We start from the raw sequence: 24,157 nt of genomic DNA, 5'->3' as shown, positions 1-24,157 counted from the left end.
AGAACCGCGAAGAATACGTCAGCCATCAAAACGCCGCCAGCGACGTCTATCGGCCCATACAAAGTAGCTCAATCGACACAATGGGTTGTCCCGGCGCGACGCATTGCATAGGCTTGCGCGATTGTTTGCCCGCGCCTGACGCGAGCCGCCTCGAGGAGACTGAACATGGGCCTGAACAACCAGTGGATGCAACGCGATCTCGCGGTGCTGTGGCATCCCTGCACCCAGATGAAAGACCACGAACAGCTGCCGCTGATCCCGATCAAGCGCGGTGAAGGCGTCTGGCTGGAAGACTTCGAAGGCAAGCGTTATCTGGATGCGGTCAGCTCCTGGTGGGTCAACGTGTTCGGCCACGCCAACCCGCGCATCAACCAGCGCATCAAGGATCAGGTCGATCAGCTGGAACACGTGATTCTGGCCGGTTTCAGCCATCAGCCGGTGATCGAACTGTCCGAACGTCTGGTGAAGATGACGCCGGAAGGCCTGAACCGGGTGTTCTACGCCGATAACGGTTCGTCCTGCATCGAAGTTGCGCTGAAAATGAGCTTTCACTACTGGCTCAACCGCGGCCAGCCGAACAAGAAGCGCTTCGTTACCCTGACCAACAGCTACCACGGCGAAACCATGGCGGCGATGTCGGTCGGTGACGTGCCGTTGTTCACCGAAACCTATAAAGCGCTGCTGATGGACACGATCAAGGTGCCGAGCCCGGATTGCTACCTGCGCCCGCAGGGCATGAGCTGGGAAGAGCACTCGCGCAACATGTTTGCCGCGATGGAGCAGACGCTGGCCGAGAACCACGACAGCGTCGCTGCCGTGATCGTCGAGCCGCTGATCCAGGGCGCCGGCGGCATGCGCATGTACCACCCGGTGTACCTCAAGCTGCTGCGCGAAGCCTGCGACCGCTACGGCGTGCACCTGATCCACGACGAAATCGCCGTCGGCTTCGGCCGCACCGGAACGATGTTCGCCTGCGAACAGGCCGGCATCCGCCCGGACTTCCTGTGCCTGTCGAAAGCCCTGACCGGCGGTTATTTGCCATTGGCGGCGTGCCTGACCACCGACGAGGTGTACAGCGCGTTCTACGACGATTACCCGACCCTGCGCGCCTTCCTGCATTCGCACAGCTACACCGGCAACCCGCTGGCGTGTGCGGCGGCGCTGGCGACTCTGGATATCTTCGAACAGGACAACGTGATCGAGAACAACCGGGCGCTGGCTCAACGCATGGCCTCGGCGACGGCGCATCTGGTGGATCACCCGAATGTTTCGGAAGTGCGTCAGACCGGCATGGTGCTGGCGATCGAGATGGTCAAGGACAAAGCCACGAAAGAGGCTTATCCGTGGCAGGAACGTCGCGGCCTGAAGGTGTTCCAGCATGCGCTGGAGCGTGGCGCGTTGCTGCGTCCGTTGGGCAGCGTGGTGTATTTCCTGCCGCCGTACGTGATCACCCCGGAGCAGATCGACTTCCTTGCCGAAGTCGCCAGCGAAGGCATCGACATCGCCACCCGTGACAACGTCAGTGTGGCGGTGCCGAAGGATTTCCATCCCGGGTTCCGTGATCCGGGCTGATCCGGCTTACTTCACTCGTTCCCACGTCGAGGCGTCGAACCGTCTGCGTGGGAATGCAGCCCGGGACGCTTCGCGTCCCAAAAGCGGACGCAGAGCGTCCAACGAGGCATTCCCACGCAGAGCGTGGGAACGATCTACTTAAAGAGAACCACCATGAGACTGTCCCGCTTCTTTATCGACGCCCCGCTCAGCACCGGCGAACACGAACTGCCGGAAGCCCAGGCGCATTACATCAGCCGCGTGCTGCGCATGGCCGAGGGCGATGCGGTGCAGATGTTCGACGGCTCCGGCCATGAATTTCGCGGATCGCTGGTGGAAGTCGGCAAGAAACGCGTGGTGGTGCAGATCGACGAGCAGTTCGCAGGTCAGGTCGAATCGCCGCTGCAAATCCACCTCGGCCAGGGCCTGTCCCGGGGCGAGCGGATGGACTGGGCAATCCAGAAAGCCACCGAACTGGGCGTGACCGAAATCACCCCGATCTTCAGCGAGCGCTGCGAAGTCCGCCTCAAGGACGAACGCGCCGACAAACGCCTGCTGCACTGGCGTCAGGTGGCGATCAGCGCCTGCGAGCAATGCGGTCGTTCGCGAGTACCGGTGATTCATCCACCGGTGCTGCTGGCCGACTGGCTGAAGCAGACCGAAGCCGAACTGAAACTGGTGCTGCACCCGGTGGCCGAGCCGTTGGTCAGCCATGCCAAGCCTGCGACGCTGGCGTTCCTGATCGGCCCTGAAGGCGGGTTGTCAGACGCCGAAGTCGAGCAAGCCAAGGCCAACGGTTTCCACGCCGCCCGCCTCGGCCCGCGCGTGCTGCGTACCGAGACTGCGCCGGTTGTGGCGCTGGCGGTGGCGCAGCAATTGTGGGGTGATTTCTAAGGCCCCATCGCTGGCAAGCCAGCTGCCACGGGATCCTTGTTGGCCGCAACAGTTGTGAGCAACACCAAACCCTGTGGGAGCTGGCTTGCCAGCGATTGGCGGCGCCTCGCTCTACAAGACATAAAACAAAATCGCCACAAAGTGCAGCAGGCTCCCGGCGATCACGAACAGATGCCAGATCCCGTGGGCATGCCGCAACCGATGGTCGAGGGCAAAAAAGATGATCCCCACGGTGTACAGCACACCGCCCGAGGCCAGCCAGGCAAACCCCGCCGTCCCGAGCGCTGCGATCAGCGGTTTGACCGCCACCAGCACGATCCAGCCCATCACCGCGTAGATCACGATCGACAGGATCCGCGCCTCGGAGCGCGGCTTGATCTCTTGCAGAATGCCGATCAGCGCCAGCCCCCAGACAATCCCGAACAGCGTCCAGCCCCACGGCCCGCGCAGTGTCACCAGGCAGAATGGCGTGTAACTGCCGGCGATCAGCAGGTAGATCGAAAAGTGATCGACCTTCTTCATGATCGCTTTCTTGCGCCCGCGCACGCTGTGGTACACGGTGGATGCGCTGTAGAGCACCAGCAAGGTGAAGGCGTAAATCGCCACGCTGACGATCTTCCACGGGCTGCCGTCGAGACTGGCGATCACCAGCATCCACACGCCCCCGACAAACGCCGCTACCGCCCCGACCAGATGCGTCCAGGCGTTCAGTTTTTCTCCGTGATACATGTGTCGCACACCTCGATTTCATTACCGCAGCGCGCAAGGCTCGGGCCTTGAGCGTAAAAGCGCAATGTTTCCGTTCAACACAGGCAGGCGCCTGTCCTGATATTTGGGCACAATCGACCGATACCAAGAAGAGTCCGCGCCATGCTGATCGACGAAGAATTGACCCTGAAGAAACTCGAGGTGTTCCTCGCCTTCATGCGCACCGGCAACCTCGCCCGCGCCGCCGCCGAGTTGCAGACCAGCAACGTCAGCGTGCACCGCGCGATCCATTCGCTGGAAAGCGCCCTGCGCTGCCCGTTGTTCAAACACGAAGGGCGCAACCTGACGCCACTGGAAAGCGCCTACGTGCTCGAAGAGCGGGCGCAGAAGCTGATTCAGGACGTGGTCGAAAGCGTGCGTCTGACCCGCGAAGCCGCCGGGTTCTCGGCCGAGCGTTTCAAGCTCGGCTCGCTGTATTCGCTGACGGTGAAGACCGTGCCGCAGTTGATCATGGGTTTGAAGATCCGCCGCAGCGAACTCAACATCGACCTGATCCTCGGCTCGAACATCGACCTGCTCTACAAACTGAAAAACATGGAAGTCGACGCGATCCTGGTGTCGCTGGACGACACCGTCAACGACCCGGACTGCGAGCAGATTCCACTGTTTTCCGACGACATCTTCCTCGCCACCCCGGCGGACTCCCGGTTCGCCCAGCGCAGCGAAGTGGATCTGGCGGAGGTGCGCGACGAAACCTTCATCACCCTCACGCAAGGCTTCGCCACTCATCAGGACGGTATTCGGGTGTTCAGGCAGGCGGGGTTCGAGCCGAAGGTGGCGATGCAGGTCAACGACATCTTCACCCTGCTGAGCATGGTCAGTTCCGGGGTCGGTTATGCCTTGTTGCCGGGGAGGATTGCGGCGGTGTACGAGAACCGGGTGAAGCTGATTCCATTGCAGGAGAAGTACCGGTTGCAGCAGCACATTGGGGTGGTGTTCTTGAAGGCCAAGGAGCGGGATCCGAATTTGTTGGCGTTGTTGGCGGAGTGTCGGATGTATGCGAATCGCCAGTCGGCGGTGTGATTAAAAGCAGATCAACAGCAGATCAACAGCAGATCAACAGCAGATCAACAGCAGATCAACAGCAGATCAACAGCCTACCCCCTCACCCCAGCCCTCTCCCCCAAGGGGGCGAGGGGAAAGGGAGCAGATCGGGGGCTTTTCAAACCTGAGTTCGACTCAGGATTTTCAGGTCGGCGTAACTCAAATATTCACCTCGGTCAGTCCCCTCTCCCTCCGGGAGAGGGCTAGGGTGAGGGCGCTTTTGACGTTCAGCCCACAATCCCGCGAACAATGAAGAACAGCAGCGAAGGCCCAAGCAAACACCCAAGCCCTGTGTGGAAAGTAGCCGTCAACGCCCCATAAGGCACCAACCGCCGATCCGTCGCCGCCAACCCCGCCGTCACACCACTCACCGTCCCGGCCAGCCCGCCAAACACCATCGCCGAACGCGGATTGTCGAGGCCCATCCAGCGCGCCGCCACCGGCGTGCCAACCATCACCAGAATCGCCTTGATCAACCCGGTGGCAATCGACAGCGCCATCACATCCGACGTCGCGCCAATCGCCGCACCGGTCACCGGCCCAACGATGTAAGTCACCGCACCCGCGCCGATGGTGGTCATGCTCACCGCATCGCGATAACCGAACGCGTAAGCCATGCACGCGCCGACAATGAACGGCAGGATCGTGCCCAGCAGCAGCGCAATCACGCCGATCATGCCGGCCTTTTTCGCTTCAGTGGCCTGCACCTCAAACGCCGTGGCAACGATGGCGAAATCCCGCAGCATCGCACCGCCCATCAGACCAATACCGGAGAACAGCGTCAGGTCCGCCAGGCCCTTCTGCCCGCCGGTCATCGTACCGCCAACCCAGGCCAGTACCAGGCCGATGACGATGGCAATCGCCGAACCGTGAATCCGCCCGAACGTCAGGCGCTTGGAGAGAATCACCGAGACCCACATGATCACGCCGACGAAGGCAAACGCAGTGACCAGACCGTTGTGTTCCAGACCTTTTTCAATGAGATCCCACATGTCAGCGACCTCCTACCGGCGTGCCGACCGGGGAGATTTCCGCCGGCTCGTCGGGCAAAGGCTCGCCCTTGTGGGTGCGGCTGATCAGGGCAATCGTGCAGCCACAGACCACCACCGAACCGATCGCCGCCAGCACCGCCACCGGGCCGCCGTGCAGGGCGGTGACGACGTTCTGTTGCGCGGCCATCGCCACCACCACCGGAATGTACATGGCGCCCCAAAAGCCGACGCCCATCTCGCAATCCTTGGTCATGCCGCCGCGTTTCTGCATCCACAACCGCGCGCAGATCAACAGGATCATGGCGATGCCGACCCCGCCGACGTTGGATTTGACCCCCAGCAGCACGCCGAGCAGGTCACCCATGATCACCCCTGCCAGCGTACAGATCGCCAGCAGCGCCACACCGTAAATAATCATTGTTGTAGTCCTCAAAGTGCATCGTCGAATGTTGTTTTTGTTGTTCGAAGCCTGAGTCGGTGATTTAGGGTCGTCGGCCCTCCTCTTCACGCAACAGCGCCTGCAAGGTGTCGAGCCGGGCACTGTCGAAGGCAGTGACGGTGCCCTGCTCGAACACCCGGCGCGCCAGCCCGGTCAGCACCGCACCGGGCGGCAGTTCGATCTGTAGACGTACGCCGCGCTCGTAAGCGCTTTGCACGGTGCCGCGCCAGTCCACCACGCGGCACATGTTGAAGGCGAGGTCGTCGCGCAGCGCTTCTACCTGGATCACAGGCCTTGCGCGACTGCCGCTCAGGTAAGCGATTTTCGGTGTTTTCAGTTCTACCCTGGCGAACGCTTCGGCGAGGGTTTGCGCAGGCTGATCCAGCAACGGGCAGTGCGACGGCACGCTGACCGCCAGACGTTTTGCCAGCCCGGCACCACGACTGCGCGCCAGCTCGGCGACCATCTGCATCGCCGTGTCGCTGCCGGCAATCACCACCTGGTTATCGGCATTGATGTTGGCCAGGTACACCGGTGTTTCTGCGCCGTGCACCTGCGCCAGCAGCGTTTCGACTGTGGATAATTGCAGACCGATGATCGCGGTCATGCCGAAGCCCTGTGGATAAGCCTGCTGCATCAACTCGCCACGCAGGCTGACCAGATGCAACGCATCGCTGAAGCTCAAGGCTCTGGCAACCACCGCAGCCGGGTAGGCACCAATGGACAGACCGGCGACGTAATCTGCGGCAAACCCTTCCTGCAACAACTGCCGCGAGGCCGCGACTCCGGCGATCAGCAGACAGAGCTGAACCGCCCGGGTGCTGCGCAGCGCTTCTATGGAATCCAGGCGCAAGACATCTTCACCGAGGCTATCGCTGGCCTCGATCAGCGTTTCCCTAGGCAAACGCTGGAGCATGCCGGGTTGCTGCGCGCCCTGGCCGGGAAACACCAGCAGACTGCTCACGCTGCCTGCTCCTGAGGGTTCCACGGATCAGACACCAGACAGGCTTCATGGGCGTTTTTCAGCAGCACCCGCGAAGCATTCCCGGCCCACTCGCGCAGGGCGACGGCACCGAATGGTGTCTGCAATTGCAGATCGACCCGGCAGATCGCCTGATCGAAAACCGCGACCAATTTACGCGCCTGATTTCGGGTAATGAGTTGCGGTGTTCGCAGGATCAAGTCGAGATCGCTGGCTTCGTGCATGGCCGCAAACCCACTCGCCAGTTCAAACCCGACACTGCCACTGACACCCCAGATCCAGCCGCAATCATCGAGTACCGGCCGCAGTTGCCGCAGCGCGTGCATGACCGGCAAATCACGTTCGCTCTCGACATGACAAAGCGCTTCCGGGCTGACCCGACAGGCAATCGAATCGATCGCCATGAACGCCGCCAAGCGCTGCTCGCGCAACCGACCGCGCACGCCCACTGCCACGAACCCGCCTTCACTCAACTCCCGCCGCACCACCACCGGTTGCCCGGCAGCCAGCGAATCAATCGCCCACTGCGGCGCATCCGCCGGCAACTGCGCCGGCGTCATGCCCCACAGCAGGTCGTGGGCCAGAGGCGTGTTCACCACTGCGCCCTCAGCAATTCACGTACACGGCTGGAGGCTTCGCGATTTTTCGCGCCGAGACGATTACTCAAATCAGTCGCCGAAATATCGCCGATGGCTTGCTTCAGGCATTCGCCGACCCGCGCCAGATCCTCCGCCGTCGGCTGTTCGATCTGTTGCACCGACAGGGTTTCCCAGAGCAATCCGAGGCTGGCATAGCTGTCGATGTCATAGGCCATCGGCGGCACGCTGGACGCCAGGGCTTCCAGTTCTTCGACGCTGCGCAAGGTCACCCGCGCCGCCGAAGCCTTGCCCATCGCGTGCACCATCACCCCCGGATCACGCAGGGCGATCAAGCGATTGGCCTGATATCCGTGAGCGAGAAACGCCCCCGACATGGCCTTGCCCACCAGCAGCGCAATCACCGGATGCCCGGCCAGACGCGCGCGGGCGTAAGCATCCGCCGCACCGGCCAAAGCCTGATGAATGCCGAGGGCTTCTTCGCGGCGACCGTAGGCCTGGCTCGGCACATCGACGATGGCGATCAGTGGGCGCTTTTGCGTTTTGTCTCGGTCGGCGGTGATCGCATCATCCACAGCCTTGGCCAGACCCCAGCCTTCGAGCAAACCGACTTCGCCGTTGCGAGCGCGAGGGAAACGGTTTTGCGGATCGGCGACCACCGCGATAAAGCGACCCAGTGGCCCGTCAGCGACCTTCAGCGATGGCGGCAAACCTTCAACCACATTCGCGCCAGCGCTCAAGGCGATGAACCAGTTCAAACCGCGCACGGAATAACCGCTCATGAGCGCTCTCCTTGATACAGATCGCGAACCACCGAAGGCTCGATTTGCTTGTCAGTGTCCAGGCTCGTCAGGCGTTGCAGGAACCATTCGGCCCGCTGACTGCGCGGTTGCAGCGGCAAGCCTTGTTGCAGCAGTTCGTCGACCTGCTGGCGAATCTGCGCCACGTCATCGGCAACGTAACGGTCCACCAGACCACTGGCGAAACGTTGCTCACCGCCGGTCAGGCTCCAGATGAAAGGCCGGTCGCGGGAGTCGTACTCCTCGATCCCGGCTTCCTGCTCGATCACCTGCGGGCCGTTCAGGCCGAGGCGAGCTTCCTGGGTCACCAGCAAGTAGCTGCACAGCGCGGCGGCAATCGACATCCCGCCAAAGCAACCGACGCTGCCGGCCACCACGCCGACCACCGGTTGGTACTGCTGCAGATCGACAATCGCCGCGTGGATATCGGCAATCGCCGCCAGTCCGAGGTTGGCTTCTTGCAAGCGCACGCCGCCGGTTTCCAGCAGCAGGATGGCGCGGGTCGGGATGCCTTTGCGGTTGTCCTCGGCGGCCAGTTCCAGCGCGCCGGCGATTTTGGCGCCGCCGACTTCACCGAGGCTGCCGCCTTGAAACGCGCCTTCGATGGCCGCGATCACTACCGGCAAACCGACGAGGCTGCCCTTGGCGATCACCACGCCGTCATCGGCCTGCGGCACCACGCCCTGACGTTCCAGCCATGGCGACATGACGCGTTGAAACGGATCGAGCAGTTCGCGGAAGGTGCCGGTGTCGAGCAAGGCTTTCGCCCGCTGCCGTGCGCCGAGTTCGACGAACGAGTGTTTGTGCAGAAGCGCTGAGGTGTCAGTCATGGCCGATCTCCTCGAAGCCTTGTTCCAGCCGCAAGCGCACCACGCCCGGGGTCGCGCCGAAGTCGTGGATATCGATGGCCATCGCCGGCGGCGTGGTGCCGTCGAACATCCGCGCGAACAGATGCTGCCAGCGCTGCTGCGCGCCGTTGACCGAGGTCTGCACATTGATCGTCAGCTTGCCGGCCAGGCCCGGTTCGATCAGCACTTCCAGATCGCCCGAACCGACACAACCGACCAGCGCCCGACCGCGCGACGGCTGCCCGGCGGGGAATTCAAAGGATAAGGTTTCCATCAAAACGCTCCCTGAAAGATGCCGTCGCGCTCGATTCGATCAAGCAGCAGAGTGGCGGCGAGCAAGTCGGCGGCGCCACCGGGCGAGGCATTCAATGCGATGAGTTGTTGATCCAGTTCGTGCAGGCGGCGGCGACCGGTGAGGCTGGCGCTGCCCCCGGCGTCGAGCACTGCCTGGGCGCCGTGCTGCATGGCGTGCAGGCCCGGTTCGCCGGCGCGATAGAGGACGCAAGTGTCGGCGAGGTCGGTCATGATTGCGAGCAAGCCATCGAGCCGGGCGTTCTGTTCGCCATGGCCGGCGGCGCGGCTGCGTTTGAGCTGCGGCAGGCCGCGTTGCACCACGGACGGGAAGCCGAGTTGCGCTTCCTCCCGGGCACCGCGAGCACCGTAGCGCTGGGCGACTTGGGCACCGTGGCTCAGCGGGCGAGGCGCATAACGGTCATCGAGCAATGCCAGACGCGCAGCGCGCAGAGTGACGGCGCCAGCGCTGGTGGACTTGGTATCCAGCGCAGCAGCCGTGACCAGCAGGCCCAGCGCCCAGATCGCCCCGCGATGGGTGTTCACACCGCTGGTGGTGGCGAGCATCGCTTGCTCGCCTTCCCGACCGATACGGCCAATAGCTTCGCGCAGCGGCAAGCCGATCGCGCCGAACTCGAGAGCGGCCTCGGCCATTTCCTTGAACGCCGGCCACAACGCCAGCGCCGAGGCGTGCATCAAACCCAGGTGCAGATCGGTGTGTGCACCGTTGCCGCGACGGTCGACCAGCGCCGGTTTTGGTGACAGGTCAGCTTCGTCGATCAGCGCGTCCACGGCCAGATCCGCCAGCCGTTCCGCGAGAGTGATGGTTTTGGGTTGCAGGTTGAGTGCGTGCATTACCAGCTCCTGAACTTGGCGGGCGGGTTGTAGAGGCCGCCGGACCACTCGACCAGATCGGCCACGCTCTTCGCCGCCAGCAATTCGCGGGTGGCGTCGGTGCGACGGATGCCGAGGTCTTCGGGCAAGGCAATCAGGCCTTCGCGGCGCATGCGTTCGGTGTCTTTCGGGTTGTGGCGCAGACCGATGGCGGTGACGCCAGCGACCGCAGCGATCATCGTCTGACGCTCTTCCAGCGAGCGCGCCTTGTACAGGTAGGCGATGCCTTCTTCGGTGAGCAGGTGGGTGACGTCGTCGCCGTAGATCATGATCGGCGCCAGCGGCATCCCGCTTTTCTTTGCCACCTCTACCGCGTCGAGGGTTTCGACGAAGGTTGGTTTGCCGCCCTCCTGGAAGGTCTCGACCATCTGCACCACGAGTTTCTTACCGCGTTCGAGCATCGGTTGCTGCGAATCATCGTGGCGCATATCAAGCCACGCCGGGGTGCCGTGACGACGGCCGCGCGGGTCGTGACCCATGTTTGGCGCGCCGCCGAAACCGGCGAGGCGGCCACGGGTCACGGTAGAGGAATGGCCATCGCCATCGACTTGCAGGGTTGCGCCGATGAACAGGTCCACCGCGTATTGCCCGGCCAGTTGGCAGAACATCCGGTTGGAACGCAGCGAGCCGTCGCGGCCGGTGAAGAACACATCGGGCCGGGCGGCGATGTAGTTTTCCATGCCCAGTTCGGTGCCGAAGCAATGCACGCTTTCGACCCAACCGCTTTCAATCGCCGGGATCAGGGTTGGGTGCGGGTTGAGGGTCCAGTTGCGGCAGATCTTGCCCTTGAGGCCGAGGGATTCGCCGTAGGTCGGCAGGATCAATTCGATGGCGGCGGTGTTGAAACCGATGCCGTGGTTCAGCGATTGCACATTGTGTTTTTCGTAGATCCCGCGGATCGCCATCATCGCCATCAGCACGTGCACAGGCTTGATGTGGCGAGGGTCGCGGGTGAACAGCGGCTCGATGTAGAACGGCTTGTCCGCCACCACCACGAAATCGACCCACGATGCGGGGATGTCCACGCGAGGCAGCTCGCTGACGTCGTCCACCAGTTGATTGACCTGGACGATGACGATGCCGTCGCTGAACGCGGCCGGTTCGATCAGCGCCGGGGTGTCTTCGGTGCTCGGGCCGGTGTAGATGTTGCCGGCACGGTCGGCCATGAACCCGGCCGAGAGCACGACGTTGGGGATCAGGTCCACCACCAGCCGGGCGTAGAGTTCGATGTAGGTGTGGATCGCGCCGACTTCCAGCAAGCCGTCTTCGAGCAACTGGCTGATGCGCAGGCTCTGGGTACCGGCGAAGGAGAAATCGAGCTTGCGGGCGATGCCGCGTTCGAACAGGTCCAGATGCTCGGAGCGACCGACGCTGGGCATGATCATGTGCAGGTCGTGGAGCTTTTCAGGATCGGCTTTGGCCAGCGCACGGGAAAGGAAATCCGCCTGCTTCTGGTTGTTGCCCTCCAGCACCACACGGTCGCCCGGATGGATCAGCGCCTCAAGCGCCGCGACGATCCTGTCGGTGGGCAACACCGCACCGTCGGCCAGCCCGCGCACCTTGTCGAGGCGCCGCTGCTTCTCGTCACGCCGCCGCGTCCAGCGCGAGTCGGGGGATATTGTTGTTGTCATGCTCACTCCACGGGGTTCGCTGTCGTGGAGCTACCTTAGGAGTGTCGGGTGGGGGCATCAATCAAGCGCGGTGGTGAATCATTACGGTCAGCGTAATGATCAAGAGCTGCCCTCACCCTAGCCCTCTCCCGGAGGGAGAGGGGACCGATCGGAGGATATTGGCGAGATGCACCGAAATGAACGATTTGCTTTGAATCCATAATCAACTCGGTGGCTCAGGTCGATGAATGATCCAAGACACCTCGGTCGGCCCCCTCTCCCTCCGGGAGAGGGCTGGGGTGAGGGAAAGGGCGAAGAGGCAACCCAAAACTCAAGCGAACTCAAACCAGCCCCGCATCCACCAACAACGTCTCCAGCGCCAACAGATCCGGCACCTTCGCCACCTGCTCCCCCACCTGCACCGCCGCCTGCTCCAGCGCACACAACGGCACGTCGACATAACTCAACTGGCTGTCGAGCTTGTACGAGCGCAGAATCCCCTGCACCAGCAGCGCAATGAACTTCAATTCCGGCCGCCCGCCGAGGGCATTAAGGATGACGATCCGGGCCCGCTCGCCGATGACAATCTTGTTGCCGCACGCCGACTCGAAACTCAGCAACGGAATCTGCCGCTCGCGCCAGGTTACCCGACCGAGATACCACGGTGGCGTATCAAGATCGAAGGCGCTGGACTGGTAGTCGATCAACTCGGCGACGGCGACGTTGGGCAGGATCAGGTTGCGATCCGCCAGCGGCAGCAGCAGCCCGGTGAGTTGGCTGGTGCGCTGGTTGTGTCGGCGTTCATGCATGTTTTTTGCTCCACAGAGCGATGCTTTCGAGCAGCACCGATTCCTGGTACGGCTTGCCGAGGTAGTCGTTGACGCCGATGGCCATCGCGCGGTCGCGGTGTTTCTGGCCGGTGCGCGAGGTGATCATGATGATCGGCAGGTGTTGCAGGCGTTCGTCGTGGCGCACCTGGGTCGCCACTTCGAAGCCGTCCATGCGTGGCATTTCGATGTCGAGCAGCATCAGGTCGGGCATGTGTTCTTCCAGCAGCAGCATCGCATCGACCCCATCCTTGGCGGTCAGCACGTTCATGCCGTGGCGTTCAAGCAAACGGCTGGTGACCTTGCGCACCGTGACCGAATCGTCGACCACCATCACCAGCAACGGCTTCTGCGGTTCGCTCTCGATTTCATGACTGGCCGGACGCTGCGGCAACCGCGCCTGCATCGCGCGGATCGGCGCCAACAGGTCGAGAATCAGCACCACCCTGCCATCGCCGAGGATCGTCGCTCCGGACACGCCCTGCACCGACGCGAACTGCGGGCCGAGGCTCTTGACCACAATCTCGCGGGTGCCGGCCATCGTGTCGACCTGCACCGCGATGTGCCGGTCGTTGCACTGCACCAGCAAGACCGGCACCGGCAGGCTCTGGCCGGACAGTTTTGGCCGGGGCGCGGTTTTCAGCAGCTCGCCCAGGTAGCACAGTTCATAACGCTGGCCGCCGTACTGATAACTCGGCGGATCGAGACGGAAATGCCCGTCCAGTTCATTCGGCAGCACGCGGACGATGCCGTCGATGGTGTTCAGCGGAATCGCATACTGATCTTCACCACACTGCACCATCAGCGCACGGTTGACCGACACGGTGAACGGCAGGCGAATGCGGAAATGCACGCCCTGCCCCGGCACCGAGTCGATGCTCATGGTGCCGCCCAGTTGCCGGACTTCTTCGTGCACCACGTCCATGCCCACGCCGCGCCCGGAAATCTGGGTGATTTTCTCGGCCGTGGAAAAGCCTGGCTGGAGGATGAACTGCAACACCTCGCGGTCGCTGATGTCGGCGTCCGGCGCCAGCAGCCCACGCTTGATCGCCTTGCGCCGCACCGCGTCCAGCGGCACGCCGGCGCCATCGTCGCGGATGTCGAACACGATGTCGCCGCCCTCGCGGGACAGGTCGAGGCTGATCTGTCCTTGCGCGGGTTTGCCCGCAGCCAGCCGGACTTCGGCGGACTCCAGACCATGGTCGACGGCGTTGCGCAGCATGTGTTCCAGCGGTGCGGCCATGCGTTCGAGGACGTTGCGGTCCATCTCGCCTTCGGCGTTGCCGACGTTGAACGCTACGTCCTTGCCCAGCTCTTCGGCGACCTGCCGGACGATGCGTTTCAGACGCGGCAACATGCGTTCGAACGGCACCATGCGCGTGCGCATCAGGCCTTCCTGCAATTCAGTGTTGATCCGCCCCTGTTGCTGCAACAGGTTCTCGGCGTCGTGGGTGCGCCGGTCGAGGGTTTCTTTCAGATCCAGCAAGTCGGAAGCGGACTCGAACAGCGCCCGTGACAGCTGCTGCAGCTGCGAATGGCGGTCCATTTCCAGCGGGTCGAAATCTTCGTAGCCGAGGCGCTCGGCGTCCACTTGCTGGCGGCTGAGAATCCGCCCCTGGGTTTCGGTGTCGAGCCGGCGCAACTGGTCGCGCATCCGCTCGATGGTGGTTTCCATCTCGTGCAGGGCGGTCTGCGCATCGCTGACTTGCTGTTCGATTCGCCCACGGAAAATCGAGGTTTCGCCGGCGAGGTTGACCAGTTCATCCAGCAGCTCGGCAGAAACCTTGACCATGTCCGCCCCTGCCTCGGGTGCCGGGGCAGCAGGCTCGGCCTTCACCGCCACCGGCGGCACGGGTGCAGGGGTTTGCACGACCAGCGGATGGCTGAAATTCTGGATCGCGCTGATCAGCCGGTCCGCCGGTGGGCACTGCTGGCCGGCGCGCACCGCGTCGAGCATTTGCGCCAAGCGGTCCTGGCCGCGCTGCAACAGCGCGAACAGTTCGGCGCTGCCTTGCAGGGTGCCGGCGGACAGGCTTTCGTAAAGATATTCCAGCTCGTGGGCGAGGTCGCCGATCGGGCCGATCTCCACCATCCGCGCGCCGCCCTTGAGGGTGTGCAGGTCGCGCAGCAGGGTTTCCACTTCCTGGCGATTGCCGGGCTCGGCCTGCCAGCGCAGCAGCGCGGCGCCAGAGTTTTCGATAATGTCGAAACCTTCTTCGAGGAAGATGTCCAGCAGCTCCGGATCGTGTCCGGGGCCGTCCTGCGTGACGCTGGTTGGCGGCGTTTCAGGATTGGCGGCCGAGCCCTGACGGAAACGGCGGATCGCCTCGATCAGGTCCTGCGCCGGATCCAGCGGCTGGTGCCGGTGCAACTGTTCGAGGAACTGCGCCAGACGCTCGTGGCTCTGGCGCAACAATCGGTCGAGGGCTTCGCTGTGGCTGTAACGACGATCCACCAGCCCTTCGTAAAGGCCTTCCAGCTCATGGGCCAGGTCGCCGACCGCCGCCACTTCGGCCATCCGCGCGCCGCCCTTCAGCGTGTGCAGATCCCGTTGCAGCGACGACAGCGGTGCGCCGTTTTCCGGATCTTTCAGCCAGCGCTGCAAGGCTTGCCCGGCGCTGTCGAGAATGTCCACCGCCTCTTCAAGGAAGATCTCGACGATCTCGTCGTCCGGCTCGCTGTCGACGCTGTGTTGTTGCAGTTCGGCGGTGGCGCTGCCCAGTTCGCGGATGCTCAGGGTGCGGCTGCCGTCGCTGCGGATCAGCCCCATGGCCGACGGATCGAGGCTTTCGTCGAGCAGTTCGTGCAAGGCGCGGATGCGTTGCGGTTGCGGGGTGATTTCCTGGCCGGCGGCCAGTTCGTCGAGCATGTTGATCAGCGCTTCGTGGGCCTGCTGCGCCTCATGGAAAAACCGCTCGCTGACCGCCAGGCTGCTCTCTTCGACGGCGCCGTACAGGTCGAGCAAGGCTTCGCACAGCACATCCACCGGCAGCAGATCCGCCAGGTGCGCGCCTTCGCCCAGGGTGGTCAGCTCGTCCAACAGCGCGCTGAGTTCTTGACGTTCGCCGGGGTGCTGCTGCCAGCGCTGCAAGAGGTTTTCGGCGTCGAGCAGGATGTCCATGCCCTGAGCCAGGAAGTTGTTGATCAGTTGCGGGTCGCGCTTGACCCGCAAAGCGCTGCTGGGGGCGTTGAGGATCGATTCCAGGCGTTCGCCGAGCAGGGTTTCGGTACGTTTGATCAGCGACTGCGCGCCGACAATCGGCGCCAGCGGATCGTGTTTGAGCTGACGCAGACCGACACGGAACAGGCCCTCGGCTTCGAGCAGCAGTTCCACTTCGTCCAGATCCAGCGCCAGCTGATGGGCCTTGAATTCCCGGGCCAGTTTATCCAGCGGTGCCGCCAGTTCGGCAATCGGCGACACCCCCGCCATCGATGCGCTGCCCTTGAGCGTGTGCAGCGCGCGCTGCAATTCGTCGCTGGCCTGCAACGGCACGTGCTCGGCGGCCTGATCAAGAAAACGATTGAGGCTGGCGAGGTGGGTTTCGGCTTCGTTGCGGAAAATCTCCAGCAACAGCGGATCGAGGGCTGCAACGTCTTCCACGTCTTCGGCCGGCAACGGCGTGTCGCCCTTGGCCAGCGCGTGGGCGCGAGCCGCCAGTTGATCGACATCGTGGCGCTGACGCTGGCCGTTGGTGGCGAATTCGGCGATAAGATCCGGCAACAGCAGCAGCGTGTCGGCCAGCAACTGGCGCACCGCCGGGCCGGGTTCGACGCTGTGTTCGAGAACGCGGTTGAGCAGGTTTTCCACCGCCCAGGCCAGCTCGCCGAGGACCAGCGCGCGCACCATCCGGCCGCTGCCCTTGAGGGTGTGGAAGGCGCGGCGCAGTTCACTCAGGGCGGCGCGGTCATCGGGCTCGGCAGACCAGCGCGGCAGGTATTCGCTCAGCACTTCGAGCACTTCCCCGGTCTCTTCGAGGAACACTTCGCGCAGCTCATCGTCCACCGGTTCTTCATCGGCCGGTGGCGGCAGCAGGCTGCCCGGCGTGGTCAGCGCCGGCGGGTTGACCGCCGACACCGGACTGGCCAGCACTTCGGCCAACGACTGCACGATCTCCGGATCGTCCAGCTCCTGCAAATCCTGCATCACCAGCGCTTCGCTGGGGCTGAGCACATCGTCGAGCACCGGCACCTGCGGCTCGCCGGGCTGTTCGTCAGGAAAGAAGCCGAGACTGGCGAGGCTTTTCTGCGCGATATCCAGCAAGTGTTCGCTCGGTGCCTGCGGGTCGTCGGTCAGGCGTTCGAGGTAATACTCGAGGCTGGTGATGGCGTCGGCGAGGCTGTCGAGTTGCTGCCAGCCCGGCTCGTGGGGGTCGAGCAACAGATGCTCGCGGATAAATCCGTTGCAGGCTTCGAGCAGACTTGCCGCACGTGCCAGCGGGATCATCGCCAGCGCGCCGCGCACCTGGGTCAGCAGCGCCGGCAGGCTTTGCAGTTGCTGGCGATCCCAGTCGGCGTCGATGTAGTCGACGATCATGTCCTTGGCCTGTTGCAGGCAGATACGCGCTTCCTTGATCACGATCTGATGGATCTGCGTCAGATCGGTGGTCGGCAGGCGCGAGTCTTCCGGGCTCTCCGGTTCCACCGTGCCGACCATCCCGGCCAGGGTCGCTTCGACGTAGAGCAAGGCGCCGGCGACGTCCATCAGCGTGGCGTCGTTCGGTTCGCGCTGGCCCTGCGCGAGGCTGAGCACCACCGCCAGTTGATCGATGATCACCTTGCGCGGCTGGCCGAAACCGAGCACCGCCAGGGTGTCGGCGATCTGCCGCAGCGGCGCCAGCAGGCTGTCCAGATCCGAGGCGTGCTGGCGGTCGCTGCGCACGAACAGGTCAAGGCGTTCCTTGACCCGTACCAGTTCTTCGCACAGCGCCGCGAGTACCGAGCGCATGGCATCGCGGTCGGGGCCGGCCAGGCGCGCGCGTTCTTCGTCGACCATCGCGCTGTCGGGCAGCGCGTCGTCCAGGGAGTAGCGATCTTTCATGGTCAGCATCTGCCCGGTGGGATGTTCGGCTTTGGCGATATAAAACAGCAGGCTTTTCAGCAGTTCAGGCGGTGGCGGCTGGTTGAGGCCGGGCATGCCCTGTTCGAGCAGGCGCTTGAGTTCCTTGTCGGCGTCCTTGAACAGGCTGCGCAGGGCCGGGCTGTTGGCGATCCGGCCTTCGCGCATGCCTTCGACCAGCGCCGAAGCGACCTGCCACAACGGGCTCAGCGGCGAGTTATCGCTGAGTGCTTCAAGCCGGGTAAAGACCTTGGCCAGATAACCGAGGTGCGTCTGGTCGTCCTGTTCGCGGAGCAATCCGACCAGCGCCATTTGCAGCATCTGGCGCAATTTGCGCAGCACATTCGGCAGCTCTGCCGGCTCCAGCAGTGCCAGGGTTTCCTCGCCCAAAGGCGCAAGTTCAGGCAACTGCGGGCTGAACAGGCTGGTTTCCGACAACAGGCTTTCGCCCCGGGCGCTGCGCAAATCGTTGATCAGCGGCAGCACCACCAGCGGCAGGTCACGGCGGGCGCCCTGCACGCGGTCTAGGTAGATCGGCAATTGACCCAGCGCCTGCAACAGCAAGTGCAGCGCTTCATCACGGTGGCTGACGCGGTCGTTCTGCAACGCTTCGACCAGGTGTTCCATTTCTTCGGCGAGCAATGCCGCGCCATAGAACTCGACCATCTGCAGGCTGCCGTGCACCTGATGGATGCAGGCCAGGCACTCGTCCAGCCCGGGCACCGACTGCGGGTCGTCGAGCACGGCTTCGATGGCCTGATGCGCCTGCCTCAGCGTCTCGGCTATTTCACCCTTGACCCATTCGAGGGCCACGTAGTCGTGCCGGTCACCCATAACCACTCCGCTCGACATGGACTCGCCCGCAGGCCTCACGCCTTGTCCGCGACGGGCGCAGGCGCCGCCGGCAAGGTGAACCCGGACACCGAGCGCCGCAACTGGCTGGCCATTTTCGCCAGGTTGCCGATGCTCTCGGCGGTGGCCGTGGAGCCGGACGAGGTCTGCGAGGTGATCTGCTGGATCACGTTCATCGTCAGGGAAATCTGCCCGGCCGAAGACGTCTGCTGCTGCGCCGCGTTGGAAATGCTCTGGATCAGCGCCGCAAGGGTCTTGGACACGCCTTCGATTTCTTCCAGGGCCACACCGGCATCCTGCGCCAGCCGTGCGCCGCGCACCACTTCGGTGGTGGTTTGTTCCATGGAAATCACGGCTTCGTTGGTGTCGGTCTGGATCGCCCGCACCAGTGTTTCAATCTGTCGGGTCGCGGCGGACGAGCGCTCGGCCAGCCGTTGCACTTCGTCGGCAACCACGGCGAAACCACGCCCGGCATCACCGGCCATCGAGGCCTGAATTGCCGCGTTGAGGGCGAGGATGTTGGTCTGGTCGGCAATGTCGTCGATCAGGCTGACGATGTCGCCGATTTCCTGGGACGACTCGCCCAGACGCTTGATGCGCTTGGCGGTGTCCTGGATCTGCTCGCGAATGTTATCCATGCCGTGGATGGTGTTGTGCACCACCTCGTTGCCCTTGTTGGCGATCTCCACCGAGCGCTCAGCCACTGCCGAGGATTCGGCAGCGTTGGCCGACACCTGATCGATGGACTGGGCCATGTCGCTGATCGCGGTCGAGGCTTCGGAAATCTGCTGGGCCTGATGCTCCGAGGCCTGGGCCAGGTGCATGGCGGTGGCCTGGGTTTCCTGCACCGCAGCGGCGACCTGGCCGGCGGTGAGGTTGATGGTGGCGACCAGATCGCGCAGCTGGTCGACGGAATAGTTGATCGAGTCGGCGATGGTCCCGGTGAAGTCTTCGGTCACCGAGGCGGTTACGGTCAGGTCGCCGTCGGCGAGGTCTTCGATCTCGTCGAGCAGGCGCATGATCGCGTTCTGGTTGCGCTCGTTCTTTTCGGCGGTCTCGCGCAACTGACGGTTGGTTTCCCGGACCATGACCATGCCGATCAGGATGATCGAGGCCAGCGCCAGCAGGCCCAACACATAACCGCCGATGGTGTCGGTATTGCGCCCGCCGGCGAGGTTTTCGAAACCGGTGGCCAGGTGCGAGGCTTCGTCGAGCAGGGTCTGCGACAGGCTGAAGATATTGGTGGCCGACTCACGGACCTTGAACAGCTCCGGCGAGGTTTCGAGGATTTCATCCACCGAACCGGAGACGAACTGGAACAGTTCGGAAATCTCGCTCAAGCGAGCGCGGGCGTCACGGTCTTCGACCTGGCTGACCTTCAGCGCCGGGTTACCTTGCAGCATGCCGTTAAGCACCTGACCGAAGCGTGCGGCATCACGACCGAAGGCATCGGCGGCCTGCTGGGAGTTTTCATCGCCCGACAGCACGGTGTTGACCGCGCCGAGAATCCGCTCGGCCAGCAGCGACTGACGCTGGGCCATCGCCACCTGCGCCGCCGGCGCACCGCGTTGCAGGAGGATTTCCACGACCTTTTCGTATTCGATCTGCAACTGCGGCACGGTTTCGGCCAGAGTTGCAGCCACCTGATGCAGGGACAGCACGGTCTGTTCGCTGGAGAGAATCGCGTCGGTGTTTTTCAGCAGGCGTTCCCAGTCCAGCTGCACGGCGCGCATTTCCGGACGCACGGTGGACGGCGCGGGCGGCAGGCCGGTGGCCGGGTCACCCTTCTTCAGGTAGCCCCAGCGCTGGGCAAAATCGTTACGCGCGTCGCTCAACAGTTTGAACGCGGCGGCCTTGCCGGCGGCAGCTTCGGTGGCGTTCTTGGCGATCCGCTGCGACAGCACCCGCAGCTCGCCGGCGTGGCCGATGTACTGCTTGTCGTAGTTGGCCTGGGTGTTGAGGTAAGCGAAGTTGGCGAACAGCAGCATGATGAACACGATCAGTGCGATGAACAGCACGATGATCTGCGAGCGGCTGCGCGAGCCTTCTGCGGGCTTGCCTGTTTTTGCTTTGATCATCGGTCCTCGCCTGTTAAACCGCGACGTGCATGAAACTCGGTGACTGCGCCAGCGCAAACAGGCTGAACACCCGCCAGTTCTGCTCGCGCCGGAAATAGCCCTTGATGAACTCGCCCTTGGAGCCTTGCCGTTTACTGATCGAGACGGATTCGAAACTGTCCTGCTCGAAGTGCTGCAGGCCGAAGACCTCATCGACCAGCAACCCGGCAAATACGTCCTGATGCTCTACCACCAGTACCCGCCGCTGCTTGCGCATCGGTGACAGCTCATGGCCGAAAAAGCCGCACAGGTCCATGACCGGCAGCAGGCGTCCGCGCAGGTTGGCCACGCCCTTGACCCACGGCTTGACGCCCGGCAGCTGGGTGACGCGCAGTTCGGGCAGCACTTCGCTGACTTCGCCCATCGGCGTGACGTACCAGTGCTCGCCCAGACGAAAGCCGATGCCGCTCCAGCGATCCTGGCGCGCCGGTTGCGACGGCAGGTCCGCCGCCAGCAGGCGACAGCGCTGGTCGATCTGCCACAACAGTTCGAACGCGGTCAGCGACTCGCTCATGGCGGCGCGATCAACCGGCCAGCACGTTGTTCAGGGTCTTGATCAGCGTGTCTTCGTCGACCGGTTTGGTCAGGTAGTCCTTGGCGCCCTGGCGGGTGCCCCAGACCTTGTCGGTCTCCTGATCCTTGGTAGTGATGATGATCACCGGGATGTGGCTGGTCTCCGCATCCTTGGTCAACTGGCGGGTGGCCTGGAAGCCGTTGAGGCCGGGCATGACGATGTCCATCAGCACCGCGTCGGGTTTTTCCTGGCGGGCCAGGGCCACGCCGTCGGCGCCGTTTTCGGCTTTCAGCACTTCGTGCCCGTGCTTTTCCAGCATGCCGGTGAGTTTGTACATTTCGGTCGGCGAATCATCGACGATCAGGATACGTGCCATGGTCTTCCCCATTTTTCTTGTCGACACCGGGCCCGCTGGCCGAGCGTCTCTGTGCGTGTCTTACTGCGGCAAAGCGGCAGCGAAGCCCGGAACATGGGCCGAAATCGCGTCGAGCAGTTCTTCCTTGCTGAAAGGCTTGGTCAAAAATTGATCGGAACCGACAATCCGCCCCTTGGCCTTGTCGAACAGCCCGTCCCGGGACGACAGCATGATCACCGGCGTGCCCTTGAACGCGTTGTTGTTCTTGATTAAAGCGCAGGTCTGATAACCATCCAGACGCGGCATCATGATGTCGACAAAGATGATCCCGGGATGGTGGTCGGCGATCTTCGCCAGGGCGTCAAAACCGTCGATCGCGGTGATGACTTCGCACCCTGCATTTTTCAACAGGGTCTCGGCGGTGCGACGAATCGTTTTCGAGTCGTCGATCACCATGACCTTCAAGGCGCTGGACTGCTGTTCCATAAGGGGGCTCTACCGTCGCCTTTGCGAATCAATTTGTCCGTTTTGCGATGACTGATGGCTGGAAACCCTTGATGCTCAAGGGCCAGCACGGCTGGGAGCCTTTTTAGCACAGTCTCCAGACGCAATCTATCGACGGGTTTTTCCTTGACCGAAAACCCGCCCGGCGCCACTCTGGCGGCACTTTTTTCATACCGATCCGGTAGCCAATTTTCGAGGAAAACCCAATGAGCGTTCGCGTCGGGATTGTCATGGACCCTATCGCCAGCATTTCCTATAAAAAGGATAGCTCGCTGGCCATGCTGCTGGCGGCGCAGAAGCGCGGCTGGGAACTGTTCTATATGGAACAGCAAGACCTTTATCAGGGTGAAGGCCAGGCACGGGCGCGGATGAAGCCGCTGAAAGTCTTCGCCAACCCGGAAAAATGGTTCGAACTGGGCACCGAGCAGGATTCGCTGCTGAGCGACCTGAACGTGATCCTGATGCGCAAGGATCCGCCGTTCGACATGGAGTTCGTCTACTCCACCTACCTGCTCGAACAGGCCGAAGCCGCCGGGGTGCTGGTGGTCAACAAGCCGCAGAGCCTGCGCGACTGCAATGAAAAACTGTTCGCCACGCTGTTCCCGCAGTGCACGCCGCCGACCGTGGTCAGCCGCCGCGCCGACGTGCTGCGTGAATTCGCCGCCAAACATGGCGACGTGATCCTCAAGCCGCTGGACGGCATGGGCGGTACTTCGATCTTCCGTCACCGTGCCGGCGACCCGAACCTGTCGGTGATTCTGGAAACCCTGACCGCCCTCGGCGCCCAGCAGATCATGGGCCAGGCCTACCTGCCGGCGATCAAGGACGGCGACAAGCGCATCCTGATGATCGACGGCGAGCCGGTGGATTACTGCCTGGCGCGGATTCCGGCCCAGGGCGAAACCCGTGGCAACCTCGCGGCCGGTGGTCGTGGCGAAGCCCGTCCGTTGACCGACAAGGATCGCTGGATCGCCGCCCAGGTCGGCCCGACCTTGCGCGAAAAAGGCCTGCTGTTCGTCGGCCTGGACGTGATCGGCGAGCACCTGACCGAAATCAACGTCACCAGCCCGACCTGCATCCGCGAAATCGACAATGCCTTCGGCACCGACATCGGCGGCCTACTGATGGATGCCATCGAGAAAAAGCTGCAAGCTTGATGTGCATCACATGCAGCCTGTCGCTTGATGCTTGAAGCTAAAGGCGTGAAACCAACATTGCGTTATCATGCGCGGCCTGTGAAAAACGCGATGTTGGTTTTCTTGTCATGACACTTCCGTCCGATCTGCCCGCTGAACTCGCCCATAAAGGCGTGCGCCCGGTCGATCGCCTCGGATTTACCCTGTTTCTCGCGGCGCTGATCCATTTGGCGCTGCTGCTCGGCGTGGGTTTCACCATGGTCGAGCCCAAGCAGATCAGCAAAACCCTGGAAATCACCCTCGCCACCTTCAAGAGCGAAAAGAAGCCGGCGAAGGCCGATTTCCTCGCCCAGGAAAACCAGGAAGGCAGCGGCACCCTCGACAAGAAGGCGATCCCCAAGACCACCGAAGTCGCGCCGTTCCAGGACAACCAGGTCAAGAAAGTCACCCCGCCGCCGGCCGCCAAGCCGGAAGTGCAGGAAGCCGCACCCAAAGCAGCGGTGACGACCGTCGCGCCGAAACCGAAAAAGGCGCCGACCAAGAAAGAAGAAGCCAAGACCGAGACCAAACCGACGGTCGACGCCCCGACTTTCGACAGCTCGCAGCTCTCCAGCGACATCGCCAGCCTCGAAGCCGAACTGGCCAACGAACAACAGCTCTACGCCAAGCGCCCACGTATCCACCGCCTGAGCGCTGCGTCGACCATGCGCGACAAGGGCGCCTGGTACAAGGACGAGTGGCGCAAGAAGGTCGAGCGCATCGGCAACCTCAATTACCCCGACGAAGCCCGGCGCAAGCAGATCTACGGCAATCTGCGCCTGATGGTGTCGATCAACCGCGACGGCTCGCTGTATGAAGTGCTGGTGCTGGAGTCTTCCGGCCAGCCGCTGCTGGATCAGGCGGCGCAGCGCATCGTGCGCCTGGCGGCACCGTTTGCACCGTTTACCGGGGACCTGTCGGACATCGACCGGCTGGAAATCATCCGCACCTGGAAATTCGCCCGGGGCGACCGGCTGTCCAGTAACTGAGTCGATCTTTTGCCCGCTCCAGCTTGTCAGTTCGCCCCCCGAACGCCACACTAGCGCAC

The 24,157-nt window shown here is 63.1% G+C and carries 21 protein-coding genes; 5 read left to right on the top strand and 16 right to left on the bottom strand.

Annotated elements, in window-relative coordinates:
* Positions 1 to 165: 165 nt before the first annotated feature.
* Both M5G18_RS22160 and M5G18_RS22155 read left to right on the top strand, forming a co-directional pair.
* The gene (locus M5G18_RS22160; RefSeq protein ID WP_236187486.1) at positions 166 to 1,572 is read left to right on the top strand and encodes an adenosylmethionine--8-amino-7-oxononanoate transaminase; all 1,407 of its coding nucleotides are present in this window, start codon (positions 166 to 168) and stop codon (positions 1,570 to 1,572) included.
* A gap of 153 nt (positions 1,573 to 1,725) precedes the next feature.
* On the top strand, positions 1,726 to 2,445 hold the full coding sequence (locus M5G18_RS22155) for a 16S rRNA (uracil(1498)-N(3))-methyltransferase (protein ID WP_273896193.1): 720 nt from the start codon (positions 1,726 to 1,728) through the stop codon (positions 2,443 to 2,445).
* Between the two features lie 111 nt (positions 2,446 to 2,556).
* Here the strand turns inward: M5G18_RS22155 and trhA are convergent, their stop codons facing one another.
* The gene (gene trhA / locus M5G18_RS22150) at positions 2,557 to 3,174 is read right to left on the bottom strand and encodes a PAQR family membrane homeostasis protein TrhA (RefSeq protein ID WP_011336351.1); all 618 of its coding nucleotides are present in this window, start codon (positions 3,172 to 3,174) and stop codon (positions 2,557 to 2,559) included.
* Between the two features lie 141 nt (positions 3,175 to 3,315).
* Between trhA and M5G18_RS22145 the strand changes: the two genes are divergently transcribed.
* Positions 3,316 to 4,236, top strand: coding sequence for a LysR family transcriptional regulator (locus tag M5G18_RS22145; protein ID WP_115079492.1), 921 nt, complete (start codon positions 3,316 to 3,318; stop codon positions 4,234 to 4,236).
* Positions 4,237 to 4,484: 248 nt separating this feature from the next.
* Here the strand turns inward: M5G18_RS22145 and madM are convergent, their stop codons facing one another.
* From madM to pilG, 15 genes are all read right to left on the bottom strand, one after another.
* Positions 4,485 to 5,249 (bottom strand): malonate transporter subunit MadM, encoded by a 765-nt coding sequence (gene madM / locus M5G18_RS22140; RefSeq protein ID WP_273896192.1) that lies wholly within the window; start codon positions 5,247 to 5,249, stop codon positions 4,485 to 4,487.
* Position 5,250: 1 nt separating this feature from the next.
* A complete protein-coding gene (madL, locus tag M5G18_RS22135) occupies positions 5,251 to 5,667 on the bottom strand; it encodes a malonate transporter subunit MadL (RefSeq protein ID WP_007953315.1) in 417 nt (138 codons plus the stop codon).
* A 64-nt stretch (positions 5,668 to 5,731) separates the two neighbouring features.
* The gene (gene mdcH / locus M5G18_RS22130; RefSeq protein WP_273896191.1) at positions 5,732 to 6,652 is read right to left on the bottom strand and encodes a malonate decarboxylase subunit epsilon; all 921 of its coding nucleotides are present in this window, start codon (positions 6,650 to 6,652) and stop codon (positions 5,732 to 5,734) included.
* Positions 6,649 to 7,269, bottom strand: a complete 621-nt coding sequence (locus tag M5G18_RS22125) for a malonate decarboxylase holo-ACP synthase (RefSeq protein ID WP_273896190.1) — start codon at positions 7,267 to 7,269, stop codon at positions 6,649 to 6,651. Before M5G18_RS22125 ends, mdcH begins: the two co-directional genes overlap by 4 nt.
* On the bottom strand, positions 7,263 to 8,048 hold the full coding sequence (mdcE, locus tag M5G18_RS22120) for a biotin-independent malonate decarboxylase subunit gamma (RefSeq protein ID WP_273896189.1): 786 nt from the start codon (positions 8,046 to 8,048) through the stop codon (positions 7,263 to 7,265). The genes M5G18_RS22125 and mdcE overlap by 7 nt, the downstream gene beginning before the upstream one ends.
* A complete protein-coding gene (locus M5G18_RS22115; RefSeq protein ID WP_273896188.1) occupies positions 8,045 to 8,896 on the bottom strand; it encodes a biotin-independent malonate decarboxylase subunit beta in 852 nt (283 codons plus the stop codon). The genes mdcE and M5G18_RS22115 overlap by 4 nt, the downstream gene beginning before the upstream one ends.
* Positions 8,889 to 9,188, bottom strand: a complete 300-nt coding sequence (locus tag M5G18_RS22110; protein ID WP_273896187.1) for a malonate decarboxylase subunit delta — start codon at positions 9,186 to 9,188, stop codon at positions 8,889 to 8,891. Before M5G18_RS22110 ends, M5G18_RS22115 begins: the two co-directional genes overlap by 8 nt.
* Positions 9,188 to 10,060 (bottom strand): triphosphoribosyl-dephospho-CoA synthase, encoded by an 873-nt coding sequence (locus M5G18_RS22105; protein WP_273896186.1) that lies wholly within the window; start codon positions 10,058 to 10,060, stop codon positions 9,188 to 9,190. The genes M5G18_RS22110 and M5G18_RS22105 overlap by 1 nt, the downstream gene beginning before the upstream one ends.
* Entirely contained in the window at positions 10,060 to 11,730 is a 1,671-nt protein-coding gene (gene mdcA, locus M5G18_RS22100; RefSeq protein ID WP_273896185.1) for a malonate decarboxylase subunit alpha, read from the bottom strand. The genes M5G18_RS22105 and mdcA overlap by 1 nt, the downstream gene beginning before the upstream one ends.
* Before the next feature lie 320 nt (positions 11,731 to 12,050).
* Positions 12,051 to 12,518, bottom strand: coding sequence for a chemotaxis protein CheW (locus M5G18_RS22095; protein WP_273896184.1), 468 nt, complete (start codon positions 12,516 to 12,518; stop codon positions 12,051 to 12,053).
* Positions 12,511 to 18,426 carry an Hpt domain-containing protein gene (locus M5G18_RS22090; RefSeq protein ID WP_273896183.1) on the bottom strand — a complete coding sequence of 1,972 codons (5,916 nt, stop codon included), beginning with the start codon at positions 18,424 to 18,426 and terminating at the stop codon, positions 12,511 to 12,513. Before M5G18_RS22090 ends, M5G18_RS22095 begins: the two co-directional genes overlap by 8 nt.
* A 35-nt stretch (positions 18,427 to 18,461) precedes the next feature.
* Positions 18,462 to 20,522, bottom strand: a complete 2,061-nt coding sequence (locus tag M5G18_RS22085) for a methyl-accepting chemotaxis protein (protein WP_273896182.1) — start codon at positions 20,520 to 20,522, stop codon at positions 18,462 to 18,464.
* Between the two features lie 13 nt (positions 20,523 to 20,535).
* Positions 20,536 to 21,075 (bottom strand): chemotaxis protein CheW, encoded by a 540-nt coding sequence (locus M5G18_RS22080; RefSeq protein WP_007953327.1) that lies wholly within the window; start codon positions 21,073 to 21,075, stop codon positions 20,536 to 20,538.
* A gap of 10 nt (positions 21,076 to 21,085) precedes the next feature.
* Positions 21,086 to 21,451: a twitching motility response regulator PilH gene (pilH, locus tag M5G18_RS22075; protein WP_007953328.1), complete on the bottom strand. Its 366-nt coding sequence runs from the start codon at positions 21,449 to 21,451 to the stop codon at positions 21,086 to 21,088.
* Positions 21,452 to 21,511: 60 nt separating this feature from the next.
* Positions 21,512 to 21,916 carry a twitching motility response regulator PilG gene (pilG, locus tag M5G18_RS22070; protein ID WP_007953330.1) on the bottom strand — a complete coding sequence of 135 codons (405 nt, stop codon included), beginning with the start codon at positions 21,914 to 21,916 and terminating at the stop codon, positions 21,512 to 21,514.
* Positions 21,917 to 22,140: 224 nt separating this feature from the next.
* Between pilG and gshB the strand changes: the two genes are divergently transcribed.
* Together gshB and M5G18_RS22060 are read left to right on the top strand one after the other, a co-directional pair.
* The gene (gene gshB, locus M5G18_RS22065; RefSeq protein WP_273896181.1) at positions 22,141 to 23,091 is read left to right on the top strand and encodes a glutathione synthase; all 951 of its coding nucleotides are present in this window, start codon (positions 22,141 to 22,143) and stop codon (positions 23,089 to 23,091) included.
* 107 nt (positions 23,092 to 23,198) lie between these two features.
* Positions 23,199 to 24,098: an energy transducer TonB gene (locus M5G18_RS22060; protein ID WP_007953332.1), complete on the top strand. Its 900-nt coding sequence runs from the start codon at positions 23,199 to 23,201 to the stop codon at positions 24,096 to 24,098.
* Positions 24,099 to 24,157: the final 59 nt, after the last annotated feature.

Origin of the sequence: Pseudomonas aphyarum, assembly GCF_028657055.1 — a bacterium.
GTDB classification, from domain to species: domain Bacteria; phylum Pseudomonadota; class Gammaproteobacteria; order Pseudomonadales; family Pseudomonadaceae; genus Aquipseudomonas; species Aquipseudomonas aphyarum.
Note: the sequence above shows the minus strand (reverse complement) of the source record. Positions and strands in the feature narration are given on the sequence as shown.